The sequence below is a fragment of the Chitinibacter sp. S2-10 genome, from assembly GCF_046530675.1.
In the GTDB taxonomy this organism is placed as follows: Bacteria; Pseudomonadota; Gammaproteobacteria; order Burkholderiales; family Chitinibacteraceae; genus Chitinibacter.
This window is the reverse complement of record NZ_CP172558.1, coordinates 1,311,958-1,327,250: the sequence shown is the minus strand read 5'-3', so window position 1 is coordinate 1,327,250 and position 15,293 is coordinate 1,311,958. Positions and strand designations below refer to the sequence as shown.

Here is a 15,293-nt window from a genome sequence, read left to right as displayed (position 1 = left end):
CGTCCATGCTTAGTCTTGCACAGCCACAATGCAGCCCGGCTCGCGCCATTGCGCCAGCGGATTGACGAGGCGCCCCGCCATCTGCAGGCTGCTCGCCGGGTCTTCGAGGTTCAGCATGTGCTTGTTGTTGGCCATTTGCAGGCGGTTCAGGCACGAGTGCTCGAAGTCGGCGGCGAACAGGTCGTAGCGGGCGAACTGCCCGGCCAGATCCGGATGCGCGGACTGGTAGCGGTGCGTGCAGCGCGCGGCGGCGTGCCAGAAGCGCTCGGCGCTGTACTCGCACTGCTCTTCGAGGATCGCCGCCAGATGGCGCAGGTAGCCGTCGAACACATCGATGAACAGGCACAGCGTTTTCATGTCGTCCGGGATGTGCGTCGAGATGCGCTGGGCGACTTCCGGCAGCTCGACGGCCGGGTTGAGAATCGCGACTTCTTCGGCGATGTCCTTCATCAGCACGCGAACCGGCCGATGATCCTTCATCACCATGATCAGGTTCTCGCCGTGCGGCATGAAGATCATGTCGTGACGGTAGAAGCAGTGCAGCAGCGGCGCGAAATAGGCGTCCAGATAGCCGTCGACCCAGCGATCGGCGGAAACGCCCGACGCCGCAATCAGCTCGGCGACCAGCGCGCGGCCGTCGTTGTCCAGATGCACCAGCGCCGTCATCGTCATCAGCTTTTCGCCCTCATTGACGTGCGTGAGCGGGCATTCGCGCCACAAGGCCGAGAACATCTTCTTGTACGCGTTGTTTTCCTTGATCGCAGCTTCGTAATAGGGATTGCGGTAACCAATCGCCGCGACCTCGCGCAGGATGTGGAAACCCTGCTGCTGCAGGTAGGCGTCGGCCTCGACCAGCGCATAGACCCAGTCGTTGATCGCCGGCGTCGCCAGCATGTAGTACGGCGACAGGCCGCGCATGAAGCCCATGTTCAGGATGGACAGCGCGGTCTTCACATAGCGCTTGTGCGGCGCGCTGATATTGAAGAAGGTGCGGATCGACTGCTGCGCCAGATAGACGTCTTCGCTGGCGCCCAGATAAACGATCTTGCGCTGGGCGATTTCAGCAGCAAAGGCCATGGACAGCTTGTTCTGCCACTGCCACGGGTGGGCCGGCATCAGCAGGTAGTCGTCGCGATTCAATCCCAGCTCGGCCAGTCGCGCGTCAAAGCGTGCAAGCACATCGGCGCCCAGCTCCTCGGCCAGCATCTGCGCGTAATCAAGCCCGCTGGAGATCGACAGCGTCGCGCGATCCTTGTGAACGGCGACCCAGATGACTTGAAAGGCTTGCGCGGCTTCGGGCGCGTACGAGCGGTAGTCGGCCGCCGAAAACCCCAGGCGGCCGTTGTTGGCGACGAAGCACGGGTGGCCTTCGGTCATCGCGGTTTCGACGGTCTGGAAGTCCGCATCGATCAGCTCGGCGGCGCTCGGTGCGATCCGGTCGTGCTTGAACGCGCTGCCGTACAGCGTCGCGCTGATTTCATCCAGATACACCGGCAGTACGTGGTCTTTCAGTTTCAGCGTGTCGCGCAGCTCGATCATGAACGAGAGCGCATCGAGCGCGTGTTCGACGCCGTCGACCTCCTTGCGGATCGAATCGGCCGGAATGCTCCAGTGGTTCAGCGGCAGGCGGCTGGCGGCGAAATGGTAGGCGGTGCGGGCGTCGTCGCTGAAAACGACGTACTGGCCGGCGCCGGTTTCCACCGGGGCAAACAGGCTCTCATGGGCGAATTCGCTGAGTGCCTTGCGAACCAGCAGGCGGTTGACCTTGCTCCAGACTTCAGGGTTCAGGTGTGGGCAGTCGGCGGGAATCGGATGAGGTAAACGGGCAGTCATGATGCAGTCTCCATGCAAAATTGCGCTGATGATGATTCGTGAAAACGCTGGGATTCTTGAAATTGCTGCCGCTGGCAGACGGCAAGCCAGGCGGTCTTGTAGGAAAGCTCGACCGTGCGCAGGTATTCGAAACCGGCGGCACGATTAAGCGGATGGATTTTTTCATTGCGCACATCCGGCTCAACGACGATCCGAGTCACCTGATCATCACTAAACAGGAAAGCGAGGATGGTTTGCATCACTGCACGGCTAAATCCGTGCACCGGGCTGGCAGCTACCGGAGCGACCAGAAAGTGCATGCCACGATCACCCGGCAACACCTGATAGTGCTCACCCAGTTCATCATGTGCAGGGTCATAGGTTTCCAGCAAAAAAGCGGGTTTACCATTGCAAAAAGCCATATATGGCGCATGGTGCGCTGAATCGATTTGCGACTGATAGACGGCATCGACTTGGGCCAGCGTTTGATTTTGCATGCCCCAGAAACTGGCGCGTTCTGTAGTCACCCATTCGTGAACCAGGGGTATGTCGCTGCGACCCAATGGCAGAATAACGAATTCGCCAATACCATCGACGGTATATCGAAAAGGCGTTGTAATAAGCAAATCAGGGCAAGACATCGGCGGTGCTCCGGTTAGCAAGACGTTGGAAAAAAGGACGCGGAGCGCTGAGCAGCGGGAAGAGCAGCAAAGTCAGCGCAAAGCCTGCGGCGGCGAGCCAGAACGGCGTCGCCAGCCCGTGTTGGCCGACCAGCCAGCCGGCGCCGTAGTAGGACATCAGCACGCCGACGTTCTGGTAGATATTGATCTTGCTGTAGTCGTGCGCGTAGGCCTCAGGAGTGCTGCGCTCGAAAATCATCGAATCGAGCCGCACCGTCAGCTGAAACGACGCCCAGCCAAACATCAACCGGCCCAGCAGCACCCAGCCCGGCTTCCCGCAACCCTGCAAGACCAGCCCGGCGACCCCCAGTAACAGGCAGAATACGATGCTACGCGCCCAGTCGCCGCGGACAGCTCGGTGGTTGAACCACAATGCCAGCAGCCCCACACCGGCCGGAATCGCATAAACCCACGACGCCAGCTGCACGCCGTGTCCCGGCGCGATTTGCTTCCAGTACTCGACGAAGAAGGGAACGATCTGGTATTCGCTGAAATAGAAAACCAGCATCAGCAAACCCAGCGCGTGGATACCTGATGAGGTGCGCAGCGGTTCAGTGCTTTGCGACGCAGCCGGATCGACGGGACGCTCAAGCCCGGCGATGATCAGTCCGGCGCAAACGGCAATTTGCACGACATCGCCGACGGCCATCAGCAAAAAGGCGTGCTGCAGCGGCCAGTAGGCCAGCGCCAGCCCACCCAGCACCGCGCCGGCGATATGGCCGAAATGCACGACGATGGACAAAACGCCGATGGTATTGGCGTGGTCTTCCTCGGCGACGCCCTCCATCAGATAGGGGTAGATCAGCAGGTAGCTGGCCTTGAAGACGATCATCGCCAGCGACAGCGCCCAGAACGCCCACAGATTGTCGGTCAGGCTGCAGGCGATGCACAAAAGCCCTGCGCCGACCTGCGTCCACATCAATAGCCGCAGCGTGCCGCCGGGGCGGACGAGCTTGGCCCACAGCGGCAGCGACAGCATCGCGACGAGGCAGATCGCCGCCGTGTACAGGCCGATGTGCTCGGGATCGGTCACGCCGAAACGTTCGGCAAAATATTGCGGGTAGAACGGCAGCAGCATCGTGTCGGCCACCACCGCGACGGCCGTCATCGCGATCAGCCAGAATTTCAGACCCATACCTGCTCCCGTTCAATCGCTGGCAGCATGCCGAAAGTCTGGAAAGCAACGCGTTCCTCGATCGGGTAAGGCGCATGGCCGAGGATTTCGCGCAGGATCACCGAATTGCGATGACAGGCCATCGTCAAATCGGGCGCGGCCAGCCCGTGCGTGTGCAGCTCGGCGTTCTGTACGAAGATCTCGCCATCGTGCGTGTCGACGCTGTAATTACGCGCAACGGCGAGCCTATTTTGCGTGTCGCGCCGGATGCGCGGCGCGATTCCTTGCAGAAAAGCGGGTTCCTGATAACCGTAGCCACTAGCGACGACGAGCGCATCGCAACTGTAATTAGCCGTCTGCCCAGTTTCATCGTGATGCAGCGCCAGCATATAGCCACGCTGCGCATCGTGTTCGACGGTTTTCATCTCGGTATTGCTCAGCAACATCGACGGCGGCGAGCCGACCAGGCTCTGGCGATACAGCTCGTCGTAGATCGCATTGATCAATGTGCGGTTGATCCCCTTGTAGAGGCCCTTTTGCGCGTCGAGCAGCGGGTCGCGGACCGAATCGGGCAGCGCGTGGAAATAGTCGATGTAGTCGGGCGAGGTCATTTCCAGCGTGAGCTTGGTGTATTCCAGCGGGAAAAAGCGCGGCGAGCGGGTGATCCAGTCGACGCGGTAATCGTGACGCGGCGCGTCTTTCAGCAGATCAAGATAGATCTCGGCGGCGCTCTGCCCGCTGCCGACGACGGCGATGGTCTTGTGCTGCTGCAGCTCGGCCCGGTTCGCGAGGTATTGGCCGCTGTGAACGACCGGCACGCCATCGCAGCAGCGCGGCAGTTGCGGCTTGGTGCCGGTACCCAGCACCAGCTTGCGCGCCAAATACTGGCTCACACGACCGGTACGCGTACACAGGCAGCTCAACACATAGCAGCGACGAGCTTCATCGTAGCGCGCCAACTCGACAAACTGCCCAAAACGCAAACAGGAGAGCTGCGAGGCGACCCACTTGCAGTACTGGTTGTATTCCTGACGCAACAGGAAAAAATCTTCCTTGATGTAGAAAGCGTACAGCCGGCCGACCTGCTTGGCGTAATTCAGAAAGCTGTAGGGACTGGTCGGGTCGGCCAGCGTGACCAGATCGGCGATGAAGGACGTTTGCAGCGTCGCCTCATTAAGCAGCATGCCGGGATGCCAGTCGAAGCTGTCGGCCATATCGAGGAAGAGGGCATTGACGTCGCTCAATGGCTCGCTAAGCGCAGCCAGCCCCAAATTGAACGGCCCTATCCCGATGCCAATAAAGTCATAGATTGTTTCGCGCATTCCACTGTCTCCGAGCTCGCCTGCCATGGAATGGCGCGGCGTTTCTGTTCATTTGAACGTATTGGAAGCGCTGCACAATATATTAAATAATAATCATTATCAATCTCATTATGACAACAGCAAGTCAGGAAAATGCATAAAACTGAGCCCGGACTGGCTTGCTGTCAGGTCTTTTTATCAAATAATCCGGGTACATAGCGCAATTTTGTTAACGAGAATCGTTTGCATTTAAAAACCAGTTCGATTAGAATTTTTTCTTCCATTACATTCGCTGAAATCACATCATGAAGAAATTGCTAGTCGCTATTGCATGCGCCAGTTTTGCACTATCTGCACAGGCCGCTGAGGTCAATACCCAGCAAGTCGTTAGCCAATACGCGGTACTGGTTTCTGCGTCTTATCAGGACAGCCTCGCCAGCGCACGCGAGATGCAGGCCAAGATCGACGTTTTTCTGGCGGCGCCTTCGGCGGATTCATTAAAAGCCGCGCAAGATTCATGGCGTGAAGCGCGTGAATGGTATGGTCAGACCGAAGCTTTCCGTTTCTACGGCGGCCCGATTGATTCGGAAACGGGGCCGGAAGGTTTTATCAACGCCTGGCCACTCGATGAAGCGTATATCGACGGTGTCAAAGGCAAGGCCAAAGCCGGCATTATCAATAGCAAAACGCCGATCACCGAAGCCAAATTGCGCAGCCTGAACGAGCGCGGCGGCGAAGAAAATATCGCCACCGGCTGGCATGCGATTGAGTTTTTACTTTGGGGTCAGGACTTGAGCAAAGACAGCGCCGGCCAGCGCGCGTTTACTGATTACACGACAGCCCCAAATGCCAAACGCCGCGCCGAATACCTGAAATTGGTCACGCAAATGCTGGTGAATGACCTCGCGAGCGTCGAGAAAGAATGGCAAGCGAATGGCAAAAATTTCCGCGCTCAGTTTGAAAAAGGCGGCGATGACAGCATCAAGAAAATCTTCACCAGCCTCGGTACTTTAAGTCGCGGCGAACTCGCTGGCGAACGGATCGAAGTTGCACTCGACACGCAAAATCAGGAAGACGAACACTCTTGCTTTGCCGACAACACGCACCGCGATATCGTCACCAATGCCAAAGGCATTCAGAACGTCTGGGAAGCGCGCTTTGTCCGTCGTTCGGGCGAAGTGGTTTCGGGTGCGAGCTTGAAACAACTGGTCGCACAAAAAGACGCAGCGACTGCTGATGCTGTGAGTGCCGATATGGCAGCGAGCGTGAAAGCAGCTGAAGCCATTCAGGCACCGTTTGATCGTGAAATCGTCGGTAAAAAAGATGCGCCGGGTCGCAAGCGCGTCCAGGCCGTCGTTGAATCGCTAAAAAACCAGACCAAAAATCTGGTCAACGCCGCCAAAGCACTCGGCATCAAACGGCTGAATACCAGCGTTTAATTCGCTTTAGCATCGTATTAAGTATTAAAGCAAAAGTCTTCACGCATCGTTGCTTCGCCTCGCCGTACTACTTGTACTGTCTTCGGCTTTGCGCCTTGCTTGAAAACTTTTGTCCAATTACTTACCAAGCCTCAGCGGGTCGCTGGGGCTTTTGCATTGGAACTGTTGTACTGGAATAGAAATGAAAACGAAATCACTCTGGCTGCTCACCGCCTGTTTGCTCGGCACCGGCAGCGTCTTGGCGGCGTATGAAAAAGGCTTGCTCGCGCCCTTTATCGCCAGCGAAGAATTTCCCGGCGGCGAAGTTGGCACCATCGACGATCACGGCAAAAATGCGTTTTCGCTGCCCTACCCTGGCCTCACCGACGCGCAAAAGACCACCTTTGTCGTCGGTAATTCCTTCTTTAAAAAAGCGTGGGTTGAAGCACCGTCGTCGACCAAGGCGCGCGATGGTTTGGGGCCGCATTTTGTCGCGCAATCGTGCGGCGCTTGTCACACGATGGACGGCCGTGGCGCGCCGCCTGATTTTGCCAATCGCTTGCAAACCGATCTGAAAAACCCGGCCGAGCAGCCGATGGCGCTGTTGCTGCGTTTATCGATTCCCGGTCAGAAGCCCGATCCGGTCTACGGCGGCCAGCTCAATAATCGCGCGATTCCCAGCGTCAAACCCGAAGGCAAAGTGCAGATTAAATACAGCGAGATCAAAGGCCAGTTTGCCGATGGTACGGCGTATAGCCTGCTCAAACCCAGCTACCACATTAGCGATCTGGCTTACGGCCCGCTGCATAAAGACATTATGCTCTCCCCCCGTATTGCCCCACAGATGATTGGCCTCGGACTCCTGGAGGCAATACCCCAGCAAGATATTCTGGCCAACGCCGAACGCCAGAAGGCCGAGGGCAAGGGCATCGCCGGTCAGCCCAATTATGTGTTTGATGCCTTCTCTAAAAATCCGAAAAAAGAGCTGCTGGGCCGTTTTGGCTGGAAAGCCAATGTCGCGTCAATCGGCCATCAAAGCGCTGGTGCTTTCTTGGGCGACATCGGCATTACCTCCAGCATTAATCCGCTTGAGGATTGCATGCCGAAGCAAACCGATTGCCGCAAATCGCCCAGCGGCGGTAAGCCAGAGATCGACGATAAAACGCTGCAACAGGTGATTTTTTATTCGCAAACGCTGGCCGTACCGACGCGACGTGACGCCGATAGCCAGGACGTGTTGCGCGGCAAGCAAATCTTCAAAGACGCCAACTGCGTCAGCTGCCATACGCCTAGCTATAAAACCGGCACTTTCCCAGCCATTCCGCAGCTTGCCAACCAGACCATTTACCCATACACCGATTTGCTCTTGCACGATATGGGTGACGGCCTGGCCGACGGCCGACCTGATGGCCGCGCTTCTGGTCGTCAATGGAAAACGCCGCCGCTATGGGGCTTGGGGCTGGTCAAAACAGTCAACGGTCACACGCGCTATCTGCACGACGGCCGCGCGCGTAATCTGATGGAGGCCGTACTGTGGCACGGCGGCGAAGCCGAAGCGAGCAAACAGCACGTATTGAAACTGAACGCGCAAGATCGAGAAAACCTGACGACTTTCCTGCAATCGCTGTGATTGCAGGAAAGTAAGAACCACAACACCGAAGCGCTGCTACAGTAGTTTCCCCCTTTTTAAAGGGGGATTAAGGGGGATTTGACACGGCTTCAGCAGCCAAGATGTCAAATAGTGCAGAAATCCCCCCTAGCCCCCCCTTTTGCAAAGGGGGGAACACGGCAAAACATCGCCACTTGCACGCAGCGTGATCAATTACCGTGATGGCGCTACCTTATTCCTGCCATTAAAGAGGGCAATATGAATAAACTGACTCAAACATTGCTGGCTTTCAGTTTCCTGGCCACGCTGAACTGCGTCTGGGCTGAAGACGACGCGCCCAGCGGCGCGATGCCCGATATTGCCGCTGCACAAGCTTGGCTGGATCAAGGCTATTTGCCGCGCCACGCTTCACTCACCCAGGCCGCCGACCAATTGGCGAGCAGCGCCGCAGCGCTGTGCACTCAGCCTGACGCGGCCAAACTGACGCAAACGCGCACTGCGTGGCTGGCAGCAAGTACCGCCTGGCGCTCGCTCGACGGTGCCCCCGCTGGCCCTATGGTTTTGGCGCGTTTAGGACGAAAAATCGACTTTCGTCCTATCCGCCTGCCCGAACTCAATAGCGCGATTGCAGGTGGCGAAGGTAATGTCGCAGCGCAAGGCTTGGCTGCGGCTGAATATTTATTGTGGGGCGACGGCGTAGCGAGCTCATCGCCAGCCGCTATTCTGGCCAGCCTGAAAACACCCGCCCGCTGCGACTATCTGGCCAAAATCAGCCGCCAAATCGCGACCGAAACGCACACGCTCGACGAAGGCTGGCGCATTTACCGCGCAGAGCTGGGCGCTGAAAATCCCTTCTTTCGCCAGAATATGTATTCGGAACACGTGAACCTGATGCTCGCCAGCCTGACCGGCCTGCTCAAACGCATGCCGACCGCCGATGAGGTTAACGCCGATCAGTTTGTCGAATGGCGCAGCGGCAGCGAAAAAGCGCAATTTCTGGCGCAATTTGCCGGCTTTGCCCAAGCAATTGAAGGCATTAATCTGCAACTGGAAAAAGACGGCGAAGCCGCGCTCGCCAAAGCGATGCGCGCCGATATTGCACAAGCCAGATCACTGTGCGGCGCACTGCCGACTTCGCTCGCCAAAGCCAGCGGCAAAGCTCGCAGTGCTTGCTACAAAGCGGTACAGCAAAGCAAAGCCCGGCTGCAAAACCAGATCGCCGAAAAGCTCGATTTGAGTCTGGGTTTTACTGAGGGTGATGGGGATTAACCGTGAACCGTCGCCATTTCCTCCAATTCGCTGCGCTGAGCTTATCGAGTCTGGGCTATAGCGCGCTGGCGGGCGCGGCTGAATCCGAGCCGGTTTTGCTCAGCGCCCACTTGGGCGATGGCGCGCAAGGTGTAGGCCGGGTCGCGCTTAATACGCCGCAGAGCGCGGCGATCAATTTGCCCGGCCGGGGTCATGGCATTGTGCCGCTAAGCAAGGGCGAAGCCATCGTCGTCAGCCGCCGCCAAGGGAGCTGGCTGGCGAAAATCAATTGGCAGCGCGGCGAATTGCTCAAACTCGTTGACGCCGAATTTGACCGACATTTTTTCGGCCACGCGCTTTTGTCGCCCGATGGCAATACGCTGCTGACGACCGAAAATAATGACGAAAGCGGCCAAGGCGTTTTGGGGCTGTACGACGCGGCAACTTTACGACGCCTGGGCGAAATGCCCACTCAGGGTATAGGCCCACATGAGTTGCTGTGGCTAGTGCCGGGCAAGATACTGGCCGTTGCCAACGGTGGCATCCTGACTTTACCCGAAACGGGGCGCGCCAAACTCAATCGCGGCGCGATGAGCGCCAATCTGACTTTGCTCGATTGGCCGAGCGGCAAAGCGCTGGCGCAATATGAGCTGGCCGATAAGGCGCTGAGTTTGCGCCATCTGGCGCTCGCCAGCGACGGCACGCTCGGCGTTGCGATGCAGGCCGAATACGCCAGCGTTGCTCAACACAGCGAAGCGCCGCTGCTCGCCTATTTGCGCCCCGGCGCAAGCGAGCTGGTGATTGCGCAGCAAACGCCCAAACTGATGGGCTACGGCGCAAGCATCGCCGCAGTCGGCAATCAGTTTCTGATCAGCGCCTTGCGCGGCGGCCAACTGGCGCGCTGGCGCAGCGACGGCACGCCGCTTGAAAGCATCAGCATTGAGCGTCCTGCCGGAATCGCCAGCAATGGCCAGCAAGCGTGGATCAGCAGCGAAGCCGGTAGCATCTACGGGTATAGCCCCGCAAGCAATACTGTAAAAGCGCTTGAACAATATACCCGTAGACAATGGGATAACCATCTGATTCTCGCCTGAGCTATTGCTGCCTCAAGCCCCTGCTCGCCCCCCCCCCAGCAATACATCCCTATCAATGAATAAGATGCGGCATCGTGCAATCAAACTACATCGCACCATTGCAAATGATAATTAGTATCATTACAATTCGTATTCTCAATTTAACCCAAGTCATCGCGTACGAGTATTTGCGTGGCTTGTTTGGCTCTTGCCGCAAAGCAATCGAATTCCGGAGTTTCAATCATGCACTTCCAACCCCATCCAGCAGCCAACGCGATGCCGCTCAAACGCATCCGCCTTAAACCGCTAGCGGCCTTGCTGGCTGCTTTAAGCTTTACGCCACTGGTTCACGCCGCCGATGAAGTCACGCTCGCCGAAGTCAGCGTCACTGCCGATAGCACGGCGACACCTTCGACCGAAGCGACTGGCCTCTACACGACAACCAAAAGCAAATCAGCAAACAAGCTCGATTTGAGTTTGCGCGAAACGCCGCAAACGGTCTCGGTCATCAGCCGTAGCCAGATCGAAGATTTTGGCCTCAATAGCGTCAATGATGTGCTGTCATACAGCGCAGGCGTGACCGTCGAGCGCATTGAAACCGACCGCACTTACTACACTTCACGCGGTTTTGACGTCACCAACTTCCAAATTGACGGCATTGGTGTGCCGTTTAGCGATGATCTGGTCAATGGCGATATTGATACCGTGATTTATGACCGCGTCGACGTCGTTTACGGTGCCAACGGTTTGATGACCGGTACTGGCATGCCGTCCGCAGCAGTCAACTTCGTTCGTAAACGGCCAACCGATACTTTTGCCGCCAATGCCAGCATCAGCGCAGGCTCTTGGCAGAATTATCGCGCCGAAGCTGATATTTCAGCGCCCTTGAGCGAATCGGGTCGCGTTCGCGCCCGATTGATCGCCGCGCTGGAAACCAAAGAATCGTATCTGGATCGCTATGGCCGCGATAAAGGCGTGATTTCCGGCATCATCGAAGCCGATCTCACCGACACCACGCTGCTGAGCGTCGGTTATACGCAGCAGGAAACCCGGGTCGACAGCCCGATGTGGGGCGCTTTGCCATTGATTAATACCGACGGCACGCCGACCAACTACCCAAGGTCAACGAGCACGGCTGCCGACTGGGCATACATGGATTCGGGGAGCAAAACCGCCTTTGCCGAAATTACGCAAAAGCTAGCGCAAGACTGGTCGGCCAAACTGGTTTACACGCACAATGAATTCGATAGCGAGAGCGAATTGTTCTACGTCTACGGCACGCCGGATGCACAGACGGGCTTGGGCTTGTACAGCTACCCGTCGGCGTACACGATGAAAACCAAGCAGGACATCGCCGATCTGGCATTCAGTGGTCAAGTTGAAGTCGCTGGCCGCAAGCACGACATCAGCGTTGGCGGTAATCTGTCGCAATCGAAAAAAGCAGAATGGTCGGGTTATGGCCAAGGCATCGGAACAGCTTTGCCACCGCTGCTCGGCTGGGATGGGCACTATACCAAGCCTACATTTGACGCGAGGTTCGATACCAGTGATTTCAAAGACAAACGTCAGAGCGTTTACCTGGCCAGCCGCCTGAATCTGGCCGACCCGCTGAAAGTCATCGTCGGCGCACGCTGGACCAATGTGGATATCACCGGCGTTTCTTATGGCACTTCACGCGCAACCAGCGCCAGCGACACCACCCCGTATGTCGGTGTGACTTATGACTTGAACAGCAATTTCTCGGTTTATGCCAGCCATACCCGCATTTTCGATCCGCAGCACGAAACCAATGTCAGCGGCGATGTTCTGGCACCCGTTGAAGGTAAAAGCAGCGAAGCCGGGGTAAAAGCGGCTTTCTTTAATAACACGCTGAACGCGTCTTTGGCCTACTTCGCAACCGAGCAACGCAATCTGGCCGAACAGGCTGGCTACGATGCTAACTTCAAAGCGTATTACACCGGCATTGACGCCGAATCACGCGGTGTTCAGTTCGATGTTTCCGGCCAAATCACCAGCGACTGGCAAGCTAATCTGGGCTACACCCACCTCTCGCTGGAAAACCCAGCAGGTGAAGACGTTCGCACCTATTTGCCACGCAATTTGCTGCGCCTGAGCACGACTTACCGCCTGCCCTTTGCGCCCGCAATCAAAGTGGGCGGCAATGTCAGCTGGCAAGATGCGATTCATGCCAAAGCTGGCGCAGGCACGATTGAGCAAGGCAGCTACGCCTTGCTGAGCCTGATGGCGCGTTATGACATTAATGAAGACTTCAGCGCGACGCTGAATATCAATAATGTCACCGACGAAAAATACATCAGCAGCCTGTACTGGGGCAGCTACGGCCAAGGTTTCTACGGCGCACCACGCAGCTTTAGCGCCTCGGTCAACTGGAAGTATTAATCCTCCGAATCCCACCGTAATAGCAACTTCCACCACACCTTGCCGGGCAAGGTGTGGTGTTTTTTTGAGGGTAATCCCATGCGACACTGGCTCGTTCTGCTGCACCGCTATGTCGGCCTTTTACTGGCCGGTTTTTTACTCATTACCGGGCTAACCGGCGCGATTATTTCCTGGGATCACGAGCTCGATGATGTGCTTAATCCGCACCTAATGGCCGCAACAAGCACAGGAAGCAGCAAAAATCCGCTTGAGCTGGCGACCGAGCTCGAACAGCGCTACCCGCAAATTAAAATCACTTTTTTCACACTACAAGCCGAAAGCGGCAAATCGCTGATGTTCTGGGCCGAACCGGCACAAGACGCCAAAACCGGCGCGTTGACCCAGCCCGGCTTTAATCAGATTTTCGTCGACCCGGTGAGCGGCCAAGAGCTTGGCAAGCGCGAATGGGGCGCAGTCTGGCCGATCAGCAGCGAAAATCTGGTGTCGTTTTTATATAAACTGCATTACAGCCTGCATATTCCGGCTTTCTGGGGTTCGGATCGCTGGGGCGTCTGGCTCTTGGGCGTGATCGCGCTGATCTGGACGATTGATTGCTTTACCGGCGCGCTGCTGACCTTCCCTGCGCGTCGCCGCGCCAGCGCAAATCCTGCCAAACCAGTCACGCAGCCGAAAAAAAGCTGGTTTGCACGTTGGAAACCAGCGTGGAAAATCCGCTGGGGCAGTGGCCCTTACAAAATCAATTTCGACCTGCATCGTGCCGGTAGTTTATGGACTTGGGGGCTGCTGTTTATCGTTGCGTTTACTGCTTTTTCGCTCAATCTGTACCGCGAAGTGTTTTTCCCGGCGATGAGTCTGGTTTCCGACGTGACACCTACGCCGTTTGACACGCGCACGCCAGCCAGTATCGCGCATCAGCCAAAACTCAATGCCCCCGCAGCGGTTGCTGCCGCCAGCGTTGAAGCGGTGCAACGCCAATGGACAGCACCAGCGGGCAGCGTCTTTTATGATCGCTGGACCAATGTTTACGCCATCGCTTTTTACCGCCCCGATGACGATCATGGCGCGGGTGGCGTCGGCCATCCTCAGCTTTATCTCGACGGTGACAGCGGCCAGATTCTGGGCGCCAAACAACCGTGGCAAGGCAGCGCCGCCGATGTGTTTGTCCAGGCGCAATTTCCGCTGCATTCAGGACGGATTCTGGGATTGCCGGGACGGATCATGATGTCAATCTTCGGCCTCATCGTCGCCATGCTCAGCGTCACCGGCGTGTATATCTGGTGGAAAAAACACCGGGGACGGCAGAAAAAGCACGATTGACCCGGCCTTCTTGAGTTGAATTTTTGCAGGCGCGGGCTTGCCCGCGCCTGTCACTTAAAACATCAGGGGATAGGATCAATCATTAATCGCGATCACCGTGCCGACGGCGCTCACCATGATGATGTCCGTGACCATGATGGCGCTCACCGACATACCCGGAATCCGCACGTCCGTAATAGCGCGTGCGATACGTGTCGCGATACCAGCGGTCATGAACAAAATAAACCGGACGGGCACAAGCGCCGTAATAGCCACAATGTTTATGCCAGTGCTTAGCGTGTCCGGGTGGTACGCGCAAATAGATCGGCGGATAGCCATACGGTGCCTGATGAATGATCACGGGCCGGGTGTAAATCACTTCGGGACGATACTGGCCAACGTCAATGCGGCCATAGAAATTTGGGTCGCCCACACTGACCGAAAAGCCGACGTCGGCGGCATTGGCCGACCAGCTGGCCAGCAGCAGAACCACTGCGCCCAGACTGTGTTTGATGAATGATGAAGTCATGATGCCTCTCCTTATCAGATACTTTGTTAACGCCAGTATCTGCCGGGGAGGCTGAATGAAGCATGAATATCGGCAAGACGAAATTACTCAGGCAGGATGCCCTGATCGATGATGACGCCGTTTTCGTCGGTAATCCCGCGCAGGGTCACGCCGTAGGCCTGAAAGCCCAGCCGCGCATCATGCGGACGATAGTCGATACAGTCGTGCTGATGCCCATGAAATGATTGCTGCACACCCAGCTTGTGCGCCAATTGGTCCAGCGTATGAAAACCATAGGGATGGCAGCTCGGCGCTTCGTGCGTGACCAGAATATCGGCTTTTTCCTGTGCCAGTTTCTGGTAATCCGCGTAAAAAATCGTGCTGCGGTGTTTGCGCGGCAAGCCGCCACGCCAGTAATTGCTCTGCCCGCAATGCGCCAGATAATGCGCCTGACTTGGGTAATTCGGATGCGCGGGCGGCATCCAGATCTGGCCGCGAAAAATTCCGCCCAGGCCGGCGACACGCTTGCCGGCAATTTCAACGACGCGGCCATGCAAATTACGGTGCGCCAGTTTGGATTCAAACAGGTGGGTATAGTCGTAGAAGCTATCTGTATCATGGTTTCCGTGGATATACCATACCTCGGTCAGATCCAGAATCTCGGCCAGCACTTCGTCGAGTGGCCTTGGCGCCTGAATATCGCCGAGCAAAACGATGGCGTCCGGCCGGTGCTGCTGCACCGCGCGGATCACATGCTCAAACCGGCCATGCGTGTCGCCACAGAAAAAAATCATTGCTCGTCCAAAAATTCAGGGAATACGATTGCCTGACATT

12 protein-coding genes are annotated in these 15,293 nt (G+C 57.0%); 6 read left to right on the top strand and 6 right to left on the bottom strand.

Annotation, left to right across the window (positions count from 1 at the left end; genetic code table 11):
* Window positions 1-9 precede the first annotated feature (9 nt).
* From ACG2XO_RS06340 to ACG2XO_RS06325, 4 genes are read right to left on the bottom strand one after another with little or no spacing between them, the layout of a single operon-like run.
* The gene (locus ACG2XO_RS06340; RefSeq protein WP_410499972.1) at window positions 10-1,833 is read right to left on the bottom strand and encodes an IucA/IucC family protein; all 1,824 of its coding nucleotides are present in this window, start codon (window positions 1,831-1,833) and stop codon (window positions 10-12) included.
* Window positions 1,830-2,453: a GNAT family N-acetyltransferase gene (locus ACG2XO_RS06335; protein WP_410499971.1), complete on the bottom strand. Its 624-nt coding sequence runs from the start codon at window positions 2,451-2,453 to the stop codon at window positions 1,830-1,832. Before ACG2XO_RS06335 ends, ACG2XO_RS06340 begins: the two co-directional genes overlap by 4 nt.
* Window positions 2,440-3,627, bottom strand: a complete 1,188-nt coding sequence (locus ACG2XO_RS06330) for an MFS transporter (protein WP_410499970.1) — start codon at window positions 3,625-3,627, stop codon at window positions 2,440-2,442. Before ACG2XO_RS06330 ends, ACG2XO_RS06335 begins: the two co-directional genes overlap by 14 nt.
* Window positions 3,618-4,928 carry a lysine N(6)-hydroxylase/L-ornithine N(5)-oxygenase family protein gene (locus ACG2XO_RS06325; RefSeq protein WP_410499969.1) on the bottom strand — a complete coding sequence of 437 codons (1,311 nt, stop codon included), beginning with the start codon at window positions 4,926-4,928 and terminating at the stop codon, window positions 3,618-3,620. The genes ACG2XO_RS06330 and ACG2XO_RS06325 overlap by 10 nt, the downstream gene beginning before the upstream one ends.
* Before the next feature lie 284 nt (window positions 4,929-5,212).
* On the opposite strand from ACG2XO_RS06325, the gene ACG2XO_RS06320 reads away from it, so the two are divergent.
* From ACG2XO_RS06320 to ACG2XO_RS06295, 6 genes are all read left to right on the top strand, one after another.
* A complete protein-coding gene (locus ACG2XO_RS06320; RefSeq protein ID WP_410499968.1) occupies window positions 5,213-6,346 on the top strand; it encodes an imelysin family protein in 1,134 nt (377 codons plus the stop codon).
* A 181-nt stretch (window positions 6,347-6,527) separates the two neighbouring features.
* On the top strand, window positions 6,528-7,955 hold the full coding sequence (locus tag ACG2XO_RS06315; protein WP_410499967.1) for a di-heme oxidoredictase family protein: 1,428 nt from the start codon (window positions 6,528-6,530) through the stop codon (window positions 7,953-7,955).
* 237 nt (window positions 7,956-8,192) lie between these two features.
* The gene (locus ACG2XO_RS06310; RefSeq protein ID WP_410499966.1) at window positions 8,193-9,203 is read left to right on the top strand and encodes an imelysin family protein; all 1,011 of its coding nucleotides are present in this window, start codon (window positions 8,193-8,195) and stop codon (window positions 9,201-9,203) included.
* Window positions 9,204-9,205: 2 nt separating this feature from the next.
* On the top strand, window positions 9,206-10,276 hold the full coding sequence (locus ACG2XO_RS06305; protein WP_410499965.1) for a DUF1513 domain-containing protein: 1,071 nt from the start codon (window positions 9,206-9,208) through the stop codon (window positions 10,274-10,276).
* Window positions 10,277-10,498: 222 nt separating this feature from the next.
* Window positions 10,499-12,655: a TonB-dependent siderophore receptor gene (locus ACG2XO_RS06300; protein WP_410499964.1), complete on the top strand. Its 2,157-nt coding sequence runs from the start codon at window positions 10,499-10,501 to the stop codon at window positions 12,653-12,655.
* A 78-nt stretch (window positions 12,656-12,733) separates the two neighbouring features.
* Window positions 12,734-13,972, top strand: coding sequence for a PepSY-associated TM helix domain-containing protein (locus ACG2XO_RS06295; RefSeq protein WP_410499963.1), 1,239 nt, complete (start codon window positions 12,734-12,736; stop codon window positions 13,970-13,972).
* Between the two features lie 82 nt (window positions 13,973-14,054).
* Here the strand turns inward: ACG2XO_RS06295 and ACG2XO_RS06290 are convergent, their stop codons facing one another.
* Together ACG2XO_RS06290 and ACG2XO_RS06285 are read right to left on the bottom strand one after the other, a co-directional pair.
* On the bottom strand, window positions 14,055-14,480 hold the full coding sequence (locus tag ACG2XO_RS06290) for a hypothetical protein (protein ID WP_410499962.1): 426 nt from the start codon (window positions 14,478-14,480) through the stop codon (window positions 14,055-14,057).
* 83 nt (window positions 14,481-14,563) lie between these two features.
* Window positions 14,564-15,253, bottom strand: coding sequence for a metallophosphoesterase family protein (locus ACG2XO_RS06285; RefSeq protein WP_410499961.1), 690 nt, complete (start codon window positions 15,251-15,253; stop codon window positions 14,564-14,566).
* Window positions 15,254-15,293: the final 40 nt, after the last annotated feature.